Annotated in this window: 12 protein-coding genes and 1 tRNA gene; all 13 read right to left on the reverse strand. The window is 55.6% G+C overall.

Annotated elements, in window-relative coordinates; translation table 11 throughout:
• The coding region (locus D8U73_RS10355; RefSeq protein ID WP_241668510.1) for a GTP-binding protein at window positions 1-277 on the reverse strand (277 nt) is incomplete at its 3' end.
• Window positions 278-307: 30 nt separating this feature from the next.
• On the reverse strand, window positions 308-2,413 hold the full coding sequence (gene fusA, locus D8U73_RS10360) for an elongation factor G (protein ID WP_046815908.1): 2,106 nt from the start codon (window positions 2,411-2,413) through the stop codon (window positions 308-310).
• A gap of 30 nt (window positions 2,414-2,443) precedes the next feature.
• Entirely contained in the window at window positions 2,444-2,914 is a 471-nt protein-coding gene (rpsG, locus tag D8U73_RS10365; RefSeq protein WP_002555493.1) for a 30S ribosomal protein S7, read from the reverse strand.
• A gap of 119 nt (window positions 2,915-3,033) precedes the next feature.
• Entirely contained in the window at window positions 3,034-3,405 is a 372-nt protein-coding gene (rpsL, locus tag D8U73_RS10370; protein WP_003186084.1) for a 30S ribosomal protein S12, read from the reverse strand.
• A gap of 216 nt (window positions 3,406-3,621) precedes the next feature.
• On the reverse strand, window positions 3,622-7,821 hold the full coding sequence (gene rpoC / locus D8U73_RS10375; protein ID WP_056855885.1) for a DNA-directed RNA polymerase subunit beta': 4,200 nt from the start codon (window positions 7,819-7,821) through the stop codon (window positions 3,622-3,624).
• A gap of 64 nt (window positions 7,822-7,885) precedes the next feature.
• On the reverse strand, window positions 7,886-11,959 hold the full coding sequence (gene rpoB, locus D8U73_RS10380) for a DNA-directed RNA polymerase subunit beta (RefSeq protein WP_056855886.1): 4,074 nt from the start codon (window positions 11,957-11,959) through the stop codon (window positions 7,886-7,888).
• 220 nt (window positions 11,960-12,179) lie between these two features.
• Window positions 12,180-12,545 (reverse strand): 50S ribosomal protein L7/L12, encoded by a 366-nt coding sequence (gene rplL / locus D8U73_RS10385; protein WP_056855887.1) that lies wholly within the window; start codon window positions 12,543-12,545, stop codon window positions 12,180-12,182.
• Window positions 12,546-12,620: 75 nt separating this feature from the next.
• Window positions 12,621-13,121 carry a 50S ribosomal protein L10 gene (gene rplJ / locus D8U73_RS10390; RefSeq protein WP_007970413.1) on the reverse strand — a complete coding sequence of 167 codons (501 nt, stop codon included), beginning with the start codon at window positions 13,119-13,121 and terminating at the stop codon, window positions 12,621-12,623.
• A 198-nt stretch (window positions 13,122-13,319) separates the two neighbouring features.
• Window positions 13,320-14,015 carry a 50S ribosomal protein L1 gene (rplA, locus tag D8U73_RS10395; RefSeq protein WP_008041297.1) on the reverse strand — a complete coding sequence of 232 codons (696 nt, stop codon included), beginning with the start codon at window positions 14,013-14,015 and terminating at the stop codon, window positions 13,320-13,322.
• Window positions 14,015-14,446 (reverse strand): 50S ribosomal protein L11, encoded by a 432-nt coding sequence (gene rplK / locus D8U73_RS10400; RefSeq protein WP_007933726.1) that lies wholly within the window; start codon window positions 14,444-14,446, stop codon window positions 14,015-14,017. Before rplK ends, rplA begins: the two co-directional genes overlap by 1 nt.
• Window positions 14,447-14,563: 117 nt before the next feature.
• Window positions 14,564-15,097, reverse strand: coding sequence for a transcription termination/antitermination protein NusG (gene nusG / locus D8U73_RS10405; RefSeq protein WP_007933727.1), 534 nt, complete (start codon window positions 15,095-15,097; stop codon window positions 14,564-14,566).
• Window positions 15,098-15,106: 9 nt separating this feature from the next.
• On the reverse strand, window positions 15,107-15,475 hold the full coding sequence (gene secE / locus D8U73_RS10410) for a preprotein translocase subunit SecE (protein WP_007896620.1): 369 nt from the start codon (window positions 15,473-15,475) through the stop codon (window positions 15,107-15,109).
• 45 nt (window positions 15,476-15,520) lie between these two features.
• Window positions 15,521-15,596, reverse strand: a tRNA-Trp gene (locus tag D8U73_RS10415).
• Between the last annotated feature and the right edge of the window lie 36 nt (window positions 15,597-15,632).

Genomic DNA, 15,632 nt, shown 5'->3' on the forward strand with positions numbered 1-15,632 from the left:
TCATGTTCTTCACGTAGTCAGCGTGACCTGGGCAGTCAACGTGAGCGTAGTGACGAATGTTCGAGTTGTACTCGACGTGCGCGGTGTTGATGGTGATACCACGAGCCTTTTCTTCTGGCGCGCTGTCGATCTTGTCGAATTCAACTACGGCCGAACCGAAAACTTCGGAGCAGACGCGAGTCAGAGCAGCGGTCAGAGTGGTTTTACCGTGGTCAACGTGACCGATGGTGCCAACGTTGACGTGCGGTAGGGAACGATCAAATTTTTCTTTAGCCACGACAATTAACTCCTTGCCTAAAGGACTGAATCAGCCTTGTTTTTTGGTAACGGTTTCGACGATGTGCGACGGAGCCGTATTGTATTTTTTGAATTCCATAGAGTAGCTTGCGCGACCCTGGGACATCGAACGAACGTCGGTCGCATAACCGAACATCTCGCCCAACGGAACTTCAGCACGGATAACCTTACCGGAAACCGTATCTTCCATACCCAGGATCATGCCGCGACGACGGTTAAGGTCGCCCATCACGTCACCCATATAGTCTTCAGGCGTAACAACCTCTACCGCCATGATCGGCTCGAGCAACTCACCACCGCCCTTCTGGGCCAGTTGCTTGGTCGCCATGGAAGCAGCCACCTTAAACGCCATCTCGTTCGAGTCGACGTCGTGGTAAGAACCATCAAACACGGTAGCCTTCAGGCCGATCAGCGGATAGCCGGCAACAACACCGTTCTTCATCTGCTCTTCGATACCCTTCTGGATAGCCGGGATGTATTCCTTAGGAACCACACCACCCACTACTTCGTTCAGGAATTGCAGACCTTCCTGACCTTCGTCAGCAGGTGCAAAACGAATCCAGCAGTGACCGAACTGGCCACGACCGCCGGACTGACGAACGAACTTGCCTTCGATTTCGCAGCTCTTCGTGATGCGCTCACGATAGGAAACCTGAGGCTTACCGATGTTGGCTTCGACGTTGAACTCACGGCGCATCCGGTCAACCAGGATGTCCAGGTGCAACTCGCCCATGCCAGAGATGATCGTTTGACCAGTCTCTTCATCAGTTTTGACGCGGAAAGACGGGTCTTCCTGAGCAAGTTTGCCCAGAGCGATACCCATTTTTTCCTGGTCATCCTTGGTTTTAGGCTCTACGGCAACCGAAATAACCGGCTCCGGGAAGTCCATGCGAACCAGGATGATTGGCTTGTCAGCGTTGCAGAGGGTTTCACCAGTGGTGACGTCCTTCATGCCGATCAGGGCCGCGATGTCACCAGCGCGTACTTCCTTGATCTCTTCGCGGGCGTTTGCGTGCATTTGCACCATACGACCCACGCGCTCTTTCTTGCCTTTAACCGAGTTGATCACGCCGTCGCCGGAGGCCAACACGCCCGAGTAAACTCGAACGAAGGTCAAGGTACCCACGAATGGGTCGGTAGCGATCTTGAACGCCAGAGCCGAGAACGGCTCGTTGTCGTCTGCGTGACGCTCCATCTGCTTTTCCTCGTCATCCGGGTCAGTACCCTTGATGGCAGGAATGTCAGTTGGTGCAGGCAGGTAGTCGATAACGGCGTCGAGAACCAGGGGAACACCCTTGTTCTTGAAGGAAGAACCGCAAACAGCCAGAACGATCTCACCAGCGATGGTACGCTGACGCAGAGCGGCCTTGATTTCCTCGATGGAGAGCTCTTCGCCTTCGAGGTACTTGTTCATCAGCTCTTCGCTGGCTTCGGCCGCAGCCTCAACCATGTTGCTGCGCCACTCTTCAGCCAGCTCCTGCAGTTCAGCAGGGATAGCTTCGCGACGTGGAGTCATGCCCTTGTCAGCATCGTTCCAGTAAACCGCTTCCATGGTCATCAAATCGATCTGACCCTGGAAGTTGTCTTCGGAACCGATAGCCAACTGGATCGGCACCGGAGTGTGACCCAGGCGCTGCTTGATCTGGGCGATCACGCGCAGGAAGTTCGCGCCGGCACGGTCCATCTTGTTCACGTAAACGATACGTGGAACACCGTACTTGTTGGCTTGACGCCATACGGTTTCGGACTGAGGCTCAACGCCGGAAGTACCACAGAACACAACGACAGCGCCGTCGAGTACACGCAGGGAACGCTCAACTTCAATAGTGAAGTCTACGTGACCCGGGGTATCGATGACGTTGAAGCGGTATTGGTCCTTGTGCTGCTTCGCAGAACCCTGCCAGAAGGCGGTAATAGCAGCAGAAGTAATGGTAATACCACGCTCCTGCTCCTGAACCATCCAGTCTGTGGTCGCGGCGCCGTCATGCACCTCGCCCATCTTGTGACTTTTGCCAGTGTAAAAAAGGACGCGCTCGGTGGTGGTGGTTTTACCAGCATCCACGTGAGCAACGATACCAATGTTACGGTAGCGATTAATCGGTGTAGTACGAGCCATAAAGCCCTCGCAAAATTAGTGACGCTAAAATTAGAAGCGGTAGTGCGAGAAAGCTTTGTTAGCTTCAGCCATACGGTGCACGTCTTCACGCTTCTTAACTGCAGCACCTTTACCTTCGGCAGCGTCCAACAGTTCGCCAGCCAAACGCAGAGCCATAGACTTCTCGCCGCGCTTGCGAGCGAAGTCTACCAACCAGCGCATTGCCAGAGCGTTACGACGGGACGGACGAACTTCAACCGGAACCTGGTAAGTAGCACCGCCTACACGGCGCGACTTTACTTCGACCAGCGGAGCGATGGCGTCGAGAGCTTTCTCGAAGATTTCCAGGGGGTCGCTGTTCTTGCGTTCTTTAACCTTTTCCAGCGCGCCATAAACGATACGCTCGGCAACGGCTTTCTTGCCGCTTTCCATCACGTGGTTCATGAACTTGGCCAGGATTTGGCTTCCGTATTTTGGATCGTCAAGCACTTCGCGCTTGGCTGCTACGCGTCTTCTTGGCATGGATAAGCCCTCAAACGGTCTTCAGGTTCGCTCGGAATTGGTGCCCTATCAGGGACGCCTCCGACCTTACTCTTATCGACTCAGAAAAATAGAAATCAGTTTTTTGCAGCAAGCGACCATTACTTCGGACGCTTGGTACCGTACTTCGAACGACCCTGGTTACGACCCTTAACGCCGGAAGTATCCAAAGAACCGCGAACGGTGTGGTAACGAACACCTGGCAAGTCTTTTACACGACCGCCGCGGATCAGTACCACGCTGTGCTCTTGCAGGTTGTGGCCTTCACCGCCGATGTACGAGGAAACCTCGAAACCGTTGGTCAGACGCACACGGCATACTTTACGCAGTGCCGAGTTAGGTTTTTTCGGCGTAGTGGTATACACACGGGTGCACACGCCACGACGTTGCGGGCAGTTCTGCAGCGCAGGCACGTCGGATTTCTCGACGATACGCTTACGCGGCTGACGTACCAGCTGGTTGATAGTTGCCATCTACTAGCTCCACTGTTGTCTTGCGACGCTATTGTCTTGCAAGAAAAGCAAAATGGCAGGAACGAATCCCCGCCAAATTTAGGGGTACAAGAGTCTAAAGAGGATCTTGTCCCCAGTCAAGGCAAGGCCCCGACCTCCCCGCCCATCCAACCTCGACAAATTGTCGCGATTCGATGAACGGAGCTGCCAGGGCCTTACGCTCATTTATCGCAGAACTCAGTTACCGCTAGAGTTCAGCGCTTCGGTCAGTGCAGCTTCCACTTCACTGGCGCTTACGCGCAACGGCTTGTCGGCATCACGACGACGCTTACGCTCGCTGTGATAAGCCAGGCCGGTACCAGCCGGGATCAGACGACCCACGACCACGTTTTCTTTCAGGCCGCGCAGGTAGTCGCGCTTGCCGGTTACCGCCGCTTCGGTCAGTACGCGGGTGGTTTCCTGGAAGGAAGCCGCCGAGATGAACGATTCGGTGGACAACGACGCCTTGGTGATACCCAGCAGAACGCGAGTGAACTTGGAGACAAATTTGTCTTCGTTGCTCAAACGCTCGTTCTCTACCAGAACGTGAGTCAATTCCATCTGGTCGCCCTTGATGAAACTGGAATCGCCGGATTCAGCGATTTCAACTTTACGCAACATCTGACGCAGGATGGTCTCGATGTGCTTGTCGTTGATCTTCACGCCTTGCAGACGGTAAACGTCCTGGATCTCGTTAACAATGTACTTGGCCAGCGCACTCACACCCAGCAGACGCAGGATGTCGTGTGGATCGCTCGGACCGTCGGAGATAACTTCGCCGCGGTTTACCTGTTCGCCTTCGAACACGTTCAGGTGACGCCACTTCGGAATCAGCTCTTCGTACGGATCGCTACCGTCGTTCGGGGTAATGACCAGACGGCGCTTGCCTTTGGTCTCTTTACCGAACGCGATGGTGCCGCTGACTTCAGCCAGAATCGACGCTTCTTTCGGACGACGGGCTTCGAACAGGTCGGCAACACGCGGCAGACCACCGGTGATGTCACGGGTCTTCGAAGTTTCTTGCGGAATACGAGCGATAACATCACCGATCGCAATCTTCGCACCGTCCGCTACACCGACCAGGGCGTTGGCTGGCAGGAAGTACTGAGCGATTACGTCAGTGCCTGGCAGCAAAAGATCCTTGCCGTTGTCGTCGACCATCTTCACGGCAGGACGAATGTCCTTGCCGGCAGCTGGACGATCTTTGGCGTCGAGTACTTCAATGTTGGTCATACCGGTCAATTCGTCAGTCTGACGCTTGATCGTGATGCCTTCTTCCATGCCCACGTAGGTCACGGTACCTTTCATTTCGGTAACGATCGGGTGAGTGTGCGGATCCCACTTGGCCACGATTGCGCCAGCGTCGACCTTGTCACCTTCTTTAACCGAAATCACGGCACCGTACGGCAGCTTGTAACGCTCACGCTCACGACCGAAGTCATCAGCGATGGCCAGCTCACCGGAACGGGACACAGCTACCAGGTGACCATCCACGCGCTCAACGTGCTTCAGGTTGTGCAGACGGACGGTACCGCCATTCTTCACCTGAACACTGTCGGCTGCGGAGGTCCGGCTTGCCGCACCACCGATGTGGAACGTACGCATCGTCAGCTGGGTACCCGGCTCACCGATCGACTGTGCAGCAATTACGCCGACAGCTTCACCGATGTTCACCTGGTGACCACGAGCCAAGTCACGGCCGTAGCACTTGGCGCAAATGCCGTAGCGGGTTTCGCAGCTGATCGGCGAACGCACGATCACTTCGTCGATGCTGTTCAGCTCGATGAACTCAACCCACTTCTCATCTACCAGGGTGCCGGCAGGAACGATGACGTCCTCGGTACCTGGCTTGAATACGTCACGGGCAATAACACGACCCAATACGCGCTCACCCAGCGGCTCTACAACGTCACCGCCTTCAATGTGCGGAGTCATCAGCAGACCGTGTTCGGTGCCGCAATCGATCTCGGTTACAACCAGATCTTGCGCTACGTCTACCAGACGACGAGTCAGGTAACCGGAGTTCGCGGTTTTCAACGCGGTATCCGCCAGACCTTTACGAGCACCGTGAGTCGAGATGAAGTACTGAAGTACGCTCAAACCTTCACGGAAGTTCGCAGTAATCGGCGTTTCAATGATGGAGCCGTCTGGCTTGGCCATCAGACCACGCATACCGGCCAGCTGACGAATCTGTGCTGCGGAACCCCGCGCACCCGAGTCGGCCATCATGTACATCGAGTTGAAGGATTCCTGGTCGACTTCGACGCCATGACGGTCGATGACTTTCTCTTTCGAGAGGTTGGCCATCATCGCCTTGGAAACTTCGTCGTTCGCCTTGGACCAAAGGTCGATCACTTTGTTGTACTTCTCGCCCTGGGTTACCAGGCCGGAGGCGTACTGACTTTCGATTTCTTTCACTTCGTCGGTGGCAGCACCGATGATGCGGGCTTTTTCATCCGGGATAACGAAGTCGTTAACGCCGATGGAAACGCCGGAAATGGTCGAGTAGGCAAAACCGGTGTACATCAACTGGTCAGCGAAGATCACGGTCTCTTTCAGACCAACCACGCGGTAGCACTGGTTGATCAGCTTGGAGATCGCCTTTTTCTTCATCGGCAGGTTGACGACATCGTACGACAGACCTTTTGGCACAACCTGGAACAACAGCGCACGGCCGACAGTGGTGTCGACGATACGGGTGTTGGTCACGCTGCCGCCATCACGGTCGTTGACGGTTTCGTTGATCCGCACTTTGACCTTGGCGTGCAGTGCGGCTTCGCCGGCACGGAACACACGGTCAACTTCCTGCAGATCCGCGAACACACGACCTTCGCCCTTGGCGTTGATCGCTTCACGAGTCATGTAGTACAGACCCAATACAACGTCCTGCGACGGAACGATGATTGGCTCACCGTTGGCTGGCGACAGAATGTTGTTGGTCGACATCATCAACGCACGCGCTTCGAGCTGGGCTTCCAGCGTCAGCGGTACGTGCACGGCCATTTGGTCGCCGTCGAAGTCGGCGTTGTACGCGGCGCAGACCAGAGGGTGCAGCTGAATAGCCTTACCTTCGATCAGTACCGGTTCGAACGCCTGGATACCCAGACGGTGAAGGGTCGGTGCACGGTTGAGAAGAACCGGGTGTTCGCGAATTACTTCAGCGAGAACGTCCCACACTTCCGGCAGCTCGCGCTCGACCATCTTCTTGGCAGCTTTGATGGTGGTCGCCAGACCACGCATTTCCAGCTTGCCGAAAATGAAAGGCTTGAACAGCTCGAGAGCCATCTTCTTCGGCAGACCGCACTGGTGCAGACGCAGGGTCGGACCTACGGTAATTACCGAACGACCGGAGTAGTCAACACGCTTACCGAGCAAGTTCTGACGGAAACGACCTTGCTTACCCTTGATCATGTCAGCCAGGGATTTCAGAGGACGCTTGTTGGAACCTGTGATAGCGCGGCCACGACGACCGTTGTCGAGCAGTGCGTCAACGGCTTCCTGCAACATACGCTTTTCGTTGCGCACGATGATGTCCGGAGCGGACAGATCCAGCAGGCGCTTCAAACGGTTGTTACGGTTGATCACTCGACGATACAGATCGTTGAGGTCGGAAGTCGCGAAGCGACCGCCATCCAGCGGGACCAGTGGACGCAGATCTGGCGGCAGAACCGGCAGAACGGTCAGCACCATCCACTCTGGCAGGTTGCCGGAACCCTGGAAGGCTTCCATCAACTTCAGACGCTTGGACAGCTTTTTGATTTTGGTTTCGGAGTTGGTTTGCGGAATCTCTTCACGCAGACGGCCAATCTCGTGCTCCAGGTCGATAGCGTGCAGCAGTTCGCGGACAGCCTCGGCACCCATGCGGGCATCGAAATCGTCGCCGAACTCTTCCAGCGCTTCGAAGTACTGCTCGTCGTTCAGCAGCTGACCTTTTTCAAGGGTGGTCATGCCTGGGTCGATAACGACGTAGCTCTCGAAGTAGAGAACGCGCTCGATATCACGCAGGGTCATGTCCATCAGCAAGCCGATACGGGACGGCAGCGATTTCAGGAACCAGATGTGAGCAACAGGCGAGGCCAGTTCGATGTGGGCCATACGCTCACGACGAACTTTTGCCAGCGCGACTTCAACGCCGCACTTCTCGCAGATCACACCGCGGTGCTTCAAGCGCTTGTACTTACCGCACAGGCACTCGTAATCCTTTACCGGGCCAAAGATCTTGGCGCAGAACAGGCCGTCACGCTCAGGTTTGAACGTACGGTAGTTGATGGTTTCCGGCTTTTTAACTTCACCGAACGACCACGAACGGATCATCTCAGGCGATGCCAATCCGATACGGATGGCGTCGAACTCTTCGACTTGACCCTGGTTTTTCAGCAAATTCAGTAGGTCTTTCAAGGCCTTTCCTCCTGGCGGAGCAGAGAGCGGGCAATCCTGCCCCGCTCTCGATTCGCGTCACGTGTTATTCGGTTTCCAGATCGATATCGATGCCGAGGGAACGAATTTCCTTGATCAACACGTTGAAGGACTCGGGCATGCCCGGCTCCATACGGTGATCGCCATCCACGATGTTTTTGTACATCTTGGTACGGCCGTTCACATCGTCCGACTTCACTGTGAGCATTTCTTGCAGAGTGTAAGCGGCACCGTATGCTTCCAGTGCCCAGACCTCCATCTCCCCGAAACGCTGACCACCGAACTGCGCCTTACCACCCAGCGGCTGCTGGGTAACCAGGCTGTACGAACCGGTAGAACGAGCGTGCATCTTGTCGTCTACCAAGTGGTTCAGCTTCAGCATGTACATGTAGCCAACGGTAACCGGGCGCTCGAACTTGTTGCCGGTACGGCCATCGGTCAGCTGCATCTGGCCGCTTTCTGGCAGGTCCGCCAGTTTCAGCATGGCCTTGATTTCGCTTTCCTTGGCGCCGTCGAACACTGGAGTGGCCATCGGAACGCCGCCACGCAGGTTTTGAGCCAGATCCAGGATTTCCTGGTCCGAGAAGTCATCGAGGCTTTCCTGACGACCGCCGATCTCGTTGTAGATCTCGTGCAGGAATTTACGCAGCTCGGCAACTTTACGCTGCTCTTCAACCATACGATTGATCTTCTCGCCCAAACCTTTGGCTGCGAGGCCGAGGTGGGTTTCAAGGATCTGACCGACGTTCATACGCGAAGGTACGCCCAACGGGTTGAGGACAACGTCGACCGGGGTGCCATTGGCATCGTGCGGCATGTCTTCAACTGGCATGATCACGGAGACCACACCTTTGTTACCGTGACGACCGGCCATCTTGTCGCCCGGCTGGATGCGACGACGGATTGCCAGGTAAACCTTGACGATTTTCAGCACGCCTGGAGCCAGGTCATCGCCCTGCTGCAGTTTGCGCTTCTTGTCTTCGAACTTGTCGTCCAGCAGACGGCGACGATCAACGATGTAGGCCTGAGCCTTCTCGAGCTGCTCGTTCAGAGCATCTTCAGCCATGCGCAGTTTGAACCACTGGCCGTGCTCAAGACCGTCGAGTACTTCGTCGGTGATGTCCTGGCCTTTCTTCAGACCGGCACCGCCTTCGGCTTTGTGGCCGACCAGGGCGGAACGCAGACGTTCGAAAGTAGCACCTTCAACGATACGGAACTCTTCGTTCAAGTCCTTGCGGATCTCGTCCAGCTGAGACTTCTCGATCGACAGTGCACGTGCATCGCGCTCAACGCCGTCACGGGTGAAGACCTGTACGTCGATGACAGTACCCTTGGTACCGGTAGGTACACGCAGGGAGGTGTCTTTAACGTCGCTGGCTTTTTCACCGAAGATCGCACGCAGCAGTTTTTCTTCCGGAGTCAGTTGGGTCTCGCCTTTCGGAGTGACCTTACCCACCAGGATGTCGCCTGCGCCTACTTCAGCACCCACGTAAACGATACCGGCTTCGTCCAGCTTGTTCAGTGCGGCTTCACCCACGTTCGGGATGTCCGCAGTGATTTCCTCTGGGCCAAGCTTGGTGTCACGGGCCACACAGGTCAGTTCCTGAATGTGGATCGTGGTGAAACGATCTTCCTGAACAACGCGTTCCGACAGGCAGATGGAGTCTTCGAAGTTGAAGCCGTTCCATGCCATGAAGGCGATGCGCATGTTCTGACCCAGCGCCAGTTCACCCATGTCGGTGGACGGGCCGTCGGCCATGATGTCGCTACGCTGAACCCGATCACCTTTACGCACCAGCGGACGCTGGTTGATGCAGGTGTTCTGGTTGGAGCGGGTGTACTTGGTCAAGTTGTAGATGTCGACACCGGCTTCACCGGTTTCAACTTCGTCATCGGCAACACGAACCACGATACGGCTGGCGTCGACGGAATCGATCACGCCGCCACGACGAGCCACGACGCAAACGCCGGAGTCACGGGCTACGTTACGCTCCATGCCGGTACCTACCAGCGGCTTGTCAGCACGCAGGGTCGGTACAGCTTGACGCTGCATGTTCGAACCCATCAACGCACGGTTGGCGTCGTCGTGCTCGAGGAACGGAATCAGCGACGCAGCAACCGAAACTACCTGCTTCGGCGATACGTCCATCAAGGTGACGTCTTCCGGCGCCTTGACGGTGAATTCGTTCAAGTGACGAACAGCTACCAGCTCGTCGATCAGGACTTTCTTGTCGTTCATCGTGGCCGAAGCCTGAGCGATCACGTGATCAGCTTCTTCGATGGCGGACAGGAACACGATCTCGTCGGTGACCAGAGCGTCTTTCACCACACGGTACGGGCTCTCGAGGAAGCCGTACTGGTTGGTGCGCGCATAGGCAGCCAGGGAGTTGATCAGACCGATGTTCGGACCTTCCGGCGTTTCGATCGGGCAAACACGACCGTAGTGAGTCGGGTGTACGTCACGAACTTCAAAGCCGGCACGCTCACGAGTCAAACCGCCAGGGCCGAGTGCAGAAACACGGCGCTTGTGGGTGATCTCGGACAACGGGTTGTTCTGGTCCATGAACTGCGACAGCTGGCTCGAACCGAAGAACTCTTTCACCGCCGCAGCCACTGGCTTGGCGTTGATCAGATCCTGCGGCATCAGGCCTTCGCTTTCTGCCATCGACAGACGCTCTTTGACCGCACGCTCAACACGCACCAGGCCAACGCGGAACTGGTTCTCGGCCATTTCGCCTACGCAGCGAACACGACGGTTACCCAAGTGGTCGATATCATCGACGATGCCTTTACCGTTACGGATGTCGACCAGAGTCTTCAGAACCGCGACGATGTCTTCTTTGCACAGTACGCCCGAACCTTCGATCTCGGTACGACCGATACGACGGTTGAACTTCATCCGGCCGACCGCAGACAGGTCATAGCGCTCAGGGCTGAAGAACAGGTTGTTGAACAGAGTCTCGGCAGCGTCTTTGGTTGGCGGCTCGCCAGGACGCATCATGCGATAGATCTCGACCAGCGCTTCCAGTTGGTTGCTGGTGGAGTCGATCTTCAGCGTATCGGAGACGAACGGACCGCAGTCGATGTCGTTGGTGTACAGAGTTTCGATGCGAACAACGCCGGCCTTGGCGATTTTCGCCAGGATCTCGGTGTTCAGCTCGGTGTTGCACTCTGCCAGGATTTCGCCGGTAGCCGGGTGCACGATGACCTTCGCGGTAGTGCGACCCAGGACGTAGTCCAGTGGCACTTCCAGCTCTTTGATCCCGGCCTTTTCCAGCTGGTTGATGTGGCGAGCGGTGATACGACGACCTTGCTCGACAATAACCTTGCCTTTGTCGTCCTGGATGTCCAGAACCGCGATTTCACCGCGCAGACGCTGAGGTACCAGTTCCAGGCTCAGGTTCTCGCCTTTCACATGGAACACGTTGGTGGTGTAGAACGCGTCCAGCACTTCCTCGGTGGTATAGCCGAGCGCGCGCAGCAGTACCGATGCAGGCAGCTTGCGACGACGGTCGATACGCACGAACACGCAGTCTTTCGGGTCGAACTCGAAGTCCAGCCACGAACCGCGGTAAGGAATGATGCGCGCGGAGTACAGCAGTTTACCGGAGCTGTGCGTCTTGCCACGGTCGTGGTCGAAGAACACGCCCGGGGAACGGTGCAGCTGGGAAACGATTACACGCTCGGTACCGTTGATTACGAAGGTACCGTTCTCAGTCATCAGGGGGATTTCACCCATGTAGACTTCTTGCTCTTTGATGTCCTTGATCGCTTTGTTCGACGATTCTTTGTCGAAAATGATCAGGCGCACTTTTACCCGCAAAGGTACGGCGTAAGTTACACCGCGCAATACGCATTCTTTGACATCAAATGCCGGTTCGCCCAGACGATATCCGACGTACTCCAGCGCAGCATTGCCGGAGTAGCTGATGATCGGGAAAACGGATTTGAAGGCCGCATGCAGGCCCACGTCGCGGAACTGATCTTTAGTCGCTCCCGCTTGCAAGAATTCACGATACGAATCCAGCTGGATGGCCAGGAGGTACGGCACATCCATGACGTCCGGCAACTTGCTAAAGTCCTTGCGGATACGTTTTTTCTCAGTATATGAGTAAGCCATCAGCGTTCCCCAGCTTGGTCACCTGCTTGTTTGGCCCCTCCCGACGGGAGCAGCCAGAAAATCGTGCAAACCCCATGGTTTGCGCCACCGCATCGGGTGGTTACAGCACGTTATCAGCACCGACCCAGTCGGCTGCCAATAACGGAAAAAGGCCGGTGGCAAGAGCCACCAGCCATCAGCCTGTCGCTTAACGCTCGGGCTGGAGGAGCAAAGTCGATGCTTACTTCAGCTCGACTTTAGCGCCTGCTTCTTCCAGAGCTGCTTTGGCTTTGTCAGCTGCGTCTTTGGCAACAGCTTCCAGAACCATGGCAGGAGCGCCGTCAACTACAGCCTTGGCTTCTTTCAGGCCCAGACCGGTCAGTTCACGTACTGCCTTGATCACGTTAACTTTCTTCTCGCCAGCTTCGGTCAGCATGACGTTGAATTCAGTTTGCTCTTCAACAACGGCAGCAGCAGCAGCTGGACCAGCCGATGCAGCAGCAGCAGTAACGCCGAATTTTTCTTCGAAAGCTTTGATCAGCTCAACAACTTCCATTACGGACATGTTGCCAACTGCTTCAAGGATATCGTTCTGAGAGATAGACATGAATCTAATTCCTGATATTGGGGACGGCCTACGCGACCATCGAAAAAAACAAAAAACGCGAGAAGTTGACGAGCCTTAGGCTGCAGCAGCTTCTTTCTGGTCGCGAATTGCCGCCAGAGTACGAGCCAATTTGCTGGTAGCGCCTTGAATCACGCTCATCAGCTGAGAAATTGCTTCGTCACGGGTCGGCAGAGTTGCCAGTACGTCGATTTGGTTAGCTGCGAGGAACTTGCCCTCGAACGCAGCTGCCTTGATCTCGAACTTGTCCTGACCCTTTGCGAACTCTTTGAAGATCCGGGCAGCAGCGCCTGGATGTTCCTTGGAGAATGCAATCAGGGTAGGGCCGGTGAACACGTCGTTGAGGACACTGAATTCAGTGTCAGCAACAGCGCGCTTGAGCAGGGTGTTACGTACAACACGTACGTAAACGCCAGCTTCACGAGCCTCTTTACGGAGTCCGGTCATCGCGCCTACTGTTACGCCACGGGCATCAGCCACGACAGCGGACAGAGCGACTTTGGCAGCCTCGTTGACTTCAGCGACGATGGCCTTCTTGTCTTCGAGTTTAATTGCCACGGGTTTAACTCCTGCTTGTTACCGTTTCATCTGGTCGAAACCGGATGTCGTTTTGGTGTCTGATTCGGTAAGGAACCGGGAGCACCATCTGCGTAGGCTTGTGGTTTAAGACTTGCGTCGCCTACGGTCTTGGATAGCCCCCGCCAGGCAGGGACCCCAATTTTTCAATTGGCGCAATCGCTTGCGCCAATCTGTGTCTTACGCGTCGAGCGAGCTTTGGTCGATGACCAGACCTGGGCCCATAGTGGTGCTCAGGGTAACGCGCTTGACGTAGATGCCTTTCGAGGAAGCTGGCTTGATACGCTTCAGATCAGCGATCAGGGCTTCAACGTTTTCCTTCAGCTTGACGGCGTCGAAGCCGATCTTGCCAACGGAAGTGTGAATGATGCCGTTTTTGTCGGTGCGATAACGAACCTGACCAGCCTTGGCGTTTTTAACCGCGGTAGCTACGTCTGGAGTTACGGTGCCGACTTTAGGGTTAGGCATCAGGCCACGTGGACCGAGGATCTGACCCAACTGACCCACAACGCGCATTGCATCCGGGGAGGCAATAACTACGTCATAGTTCAGGTCGCCGCCTTTCATTTCGGCAGCCAGGTCGTCCATGCCTACACGGTCAGCGCCGGCAGCCAGAGCGGCTTCAGCAGCTGGACCCTGGGTGAACACAGCAACGCGAACGGTCTTGCCAGTGCCGTGTGGCAGCACAGTAGCGCTACGAACAACCTGGTCGGATTTACGCGGGTCAACACCCAGGTTCACAGCAACGTCAAACGACTCGCTGAACTTGACAGTCGACAGCTCAGCCAGCAGGGCAGCAGCGTCTACAAAGTTGTAGGACTTGCCTGCTTCGATTTTGCCGGCGATAGCCTTTTGACGCTTGGTCAGCTTAGCCATTACACACCCTCCACGTTAAGGCCCATGCTACGAGCAGAACCGGCGATGGTACGCACGGCTGCTTCCATATCAGCTGCAGTCAGATCCGCGTTTTTGGTTTTCGCGATTTCTTCCAGCTGAGCACGAGTTACAGTGCCAACCTTAACGGTGTTCGGACGAGCGGAACCGCTGGTCAGACCGGCCGCCTTCTTCAGCAGAACCGAAGCAGGGGTGGATTTGGTTTCGAAAGTGAAGCTACGGTCGCTGTAGACAGTGATGATCACTGGAGTCGGCAGACCTGGCTCAAGACCCTGAGTACGGGCGTTGAAAGCCTTGCAGAATTCCATGATGTTCACGCCGTGCTGACCCAGAGCAGGACCAACAGGTGGGCTTGGGTTAGCCTGAGCGGCCTTCACTTGCAGCTTGATGTAAGCGGTAATCTTCTTGGCCATGAGGCACTCCAATTACGGGTTCAAACGCCTCGAAAGGCTCCCCGGTTACTTGCGCGTTTATCCCAGTGACGACAAAACCCCACAGCCTAAGGCTGCGGGGTTGGGATGCTTGCTCAGCTAGACCTTCTCGACCTGACTGAACTCCAACTCTACCGGAGTAGAGCGTCCGAAAATGAGCACCGCGACCTGGATCCGGCTCTTCTCGTAGTTAACCTCTTCGACCGTGCCAGTGAAATCGGCAAACGGACCGTCGTTAACACGTACCGACTCGCCCGGCTCGAACAAGGTCTTCGGCTTAGGCTTATCGCTACCGTCAGCGACGCGTCGCAGAATCGCTTCCGCTTCTTTATCAGTAATCGGTGCCGGCTTATCAGCAGTACCGCCAATAAAACCCATCACCCGAGGAGTATCCTTGACCAAGTGCCAGGTACCCTCGTTCATATCCATCTGGACCAGCACATAGCCAGGGAAGAACTTGCGCTCGCTTTTGCGCTTCTGGCCGTTACGCATCTCAACCACTTCTTCAGTGGGAACCAGAATCTCGCCGAAGCCATCTTCCATGCCAGCCAGCTTTACACGCTCGATCAACGAACGCATGACATGCTTCTCGTAACCCGAGTAAGCATGCACAACATACCAACGCTTAGCCACGGGACACCCTTAGCCGACAATCAAGGAGACAAGCCAGCCGAGCAGGGAATCAAGACCCCACAACAGCAACGCCATAACCAGGACAACAGCCACAACGATCAACGTGGTCTGCGTGGTTTCTTGGCGAGTTGGCCATACGACTTTACGAATCTCGGTACGCGCTTCCTTTACCAGTACAAAGAAAGACTTGCCCTTAACTGTCTGCAGGCCTACAAAGGCAGCTACAGCAGCAATCACAAGCAATGCGAGTACGCGGTACAGGATCGGCGAAGCAGAGTAATACTGATTACCAACAACGCCAACAACCACCAAAGCGACTACCACTAGCCACTTGAGCAGATCGAAGCGAGAGCCTTGAGCTTCAGCTTTAGGAGTCATCTATGAAGATCCTGTGAAAAGAAAGCCAGACACACCGAGTGAATCTGGCAGGTCAGGAGGGAATCGAACCCCCAACCTACGGTTTTGGAGACCGTCGCTCTGCCAATTGAGCTACTGACCTAAAACAAAATCAGGCCGACCATTATGCCGGCCCGAA

It is taken from the genome of Pseudomonas sp. Sample_22, assembly GCF_004307635.1.
Classification (GTDB): Bacteria; Pseudomonadota; Gammaproteobacteria; order Pseudomonadales; family Pseudomonadaceae; genus Aquipseudomonas.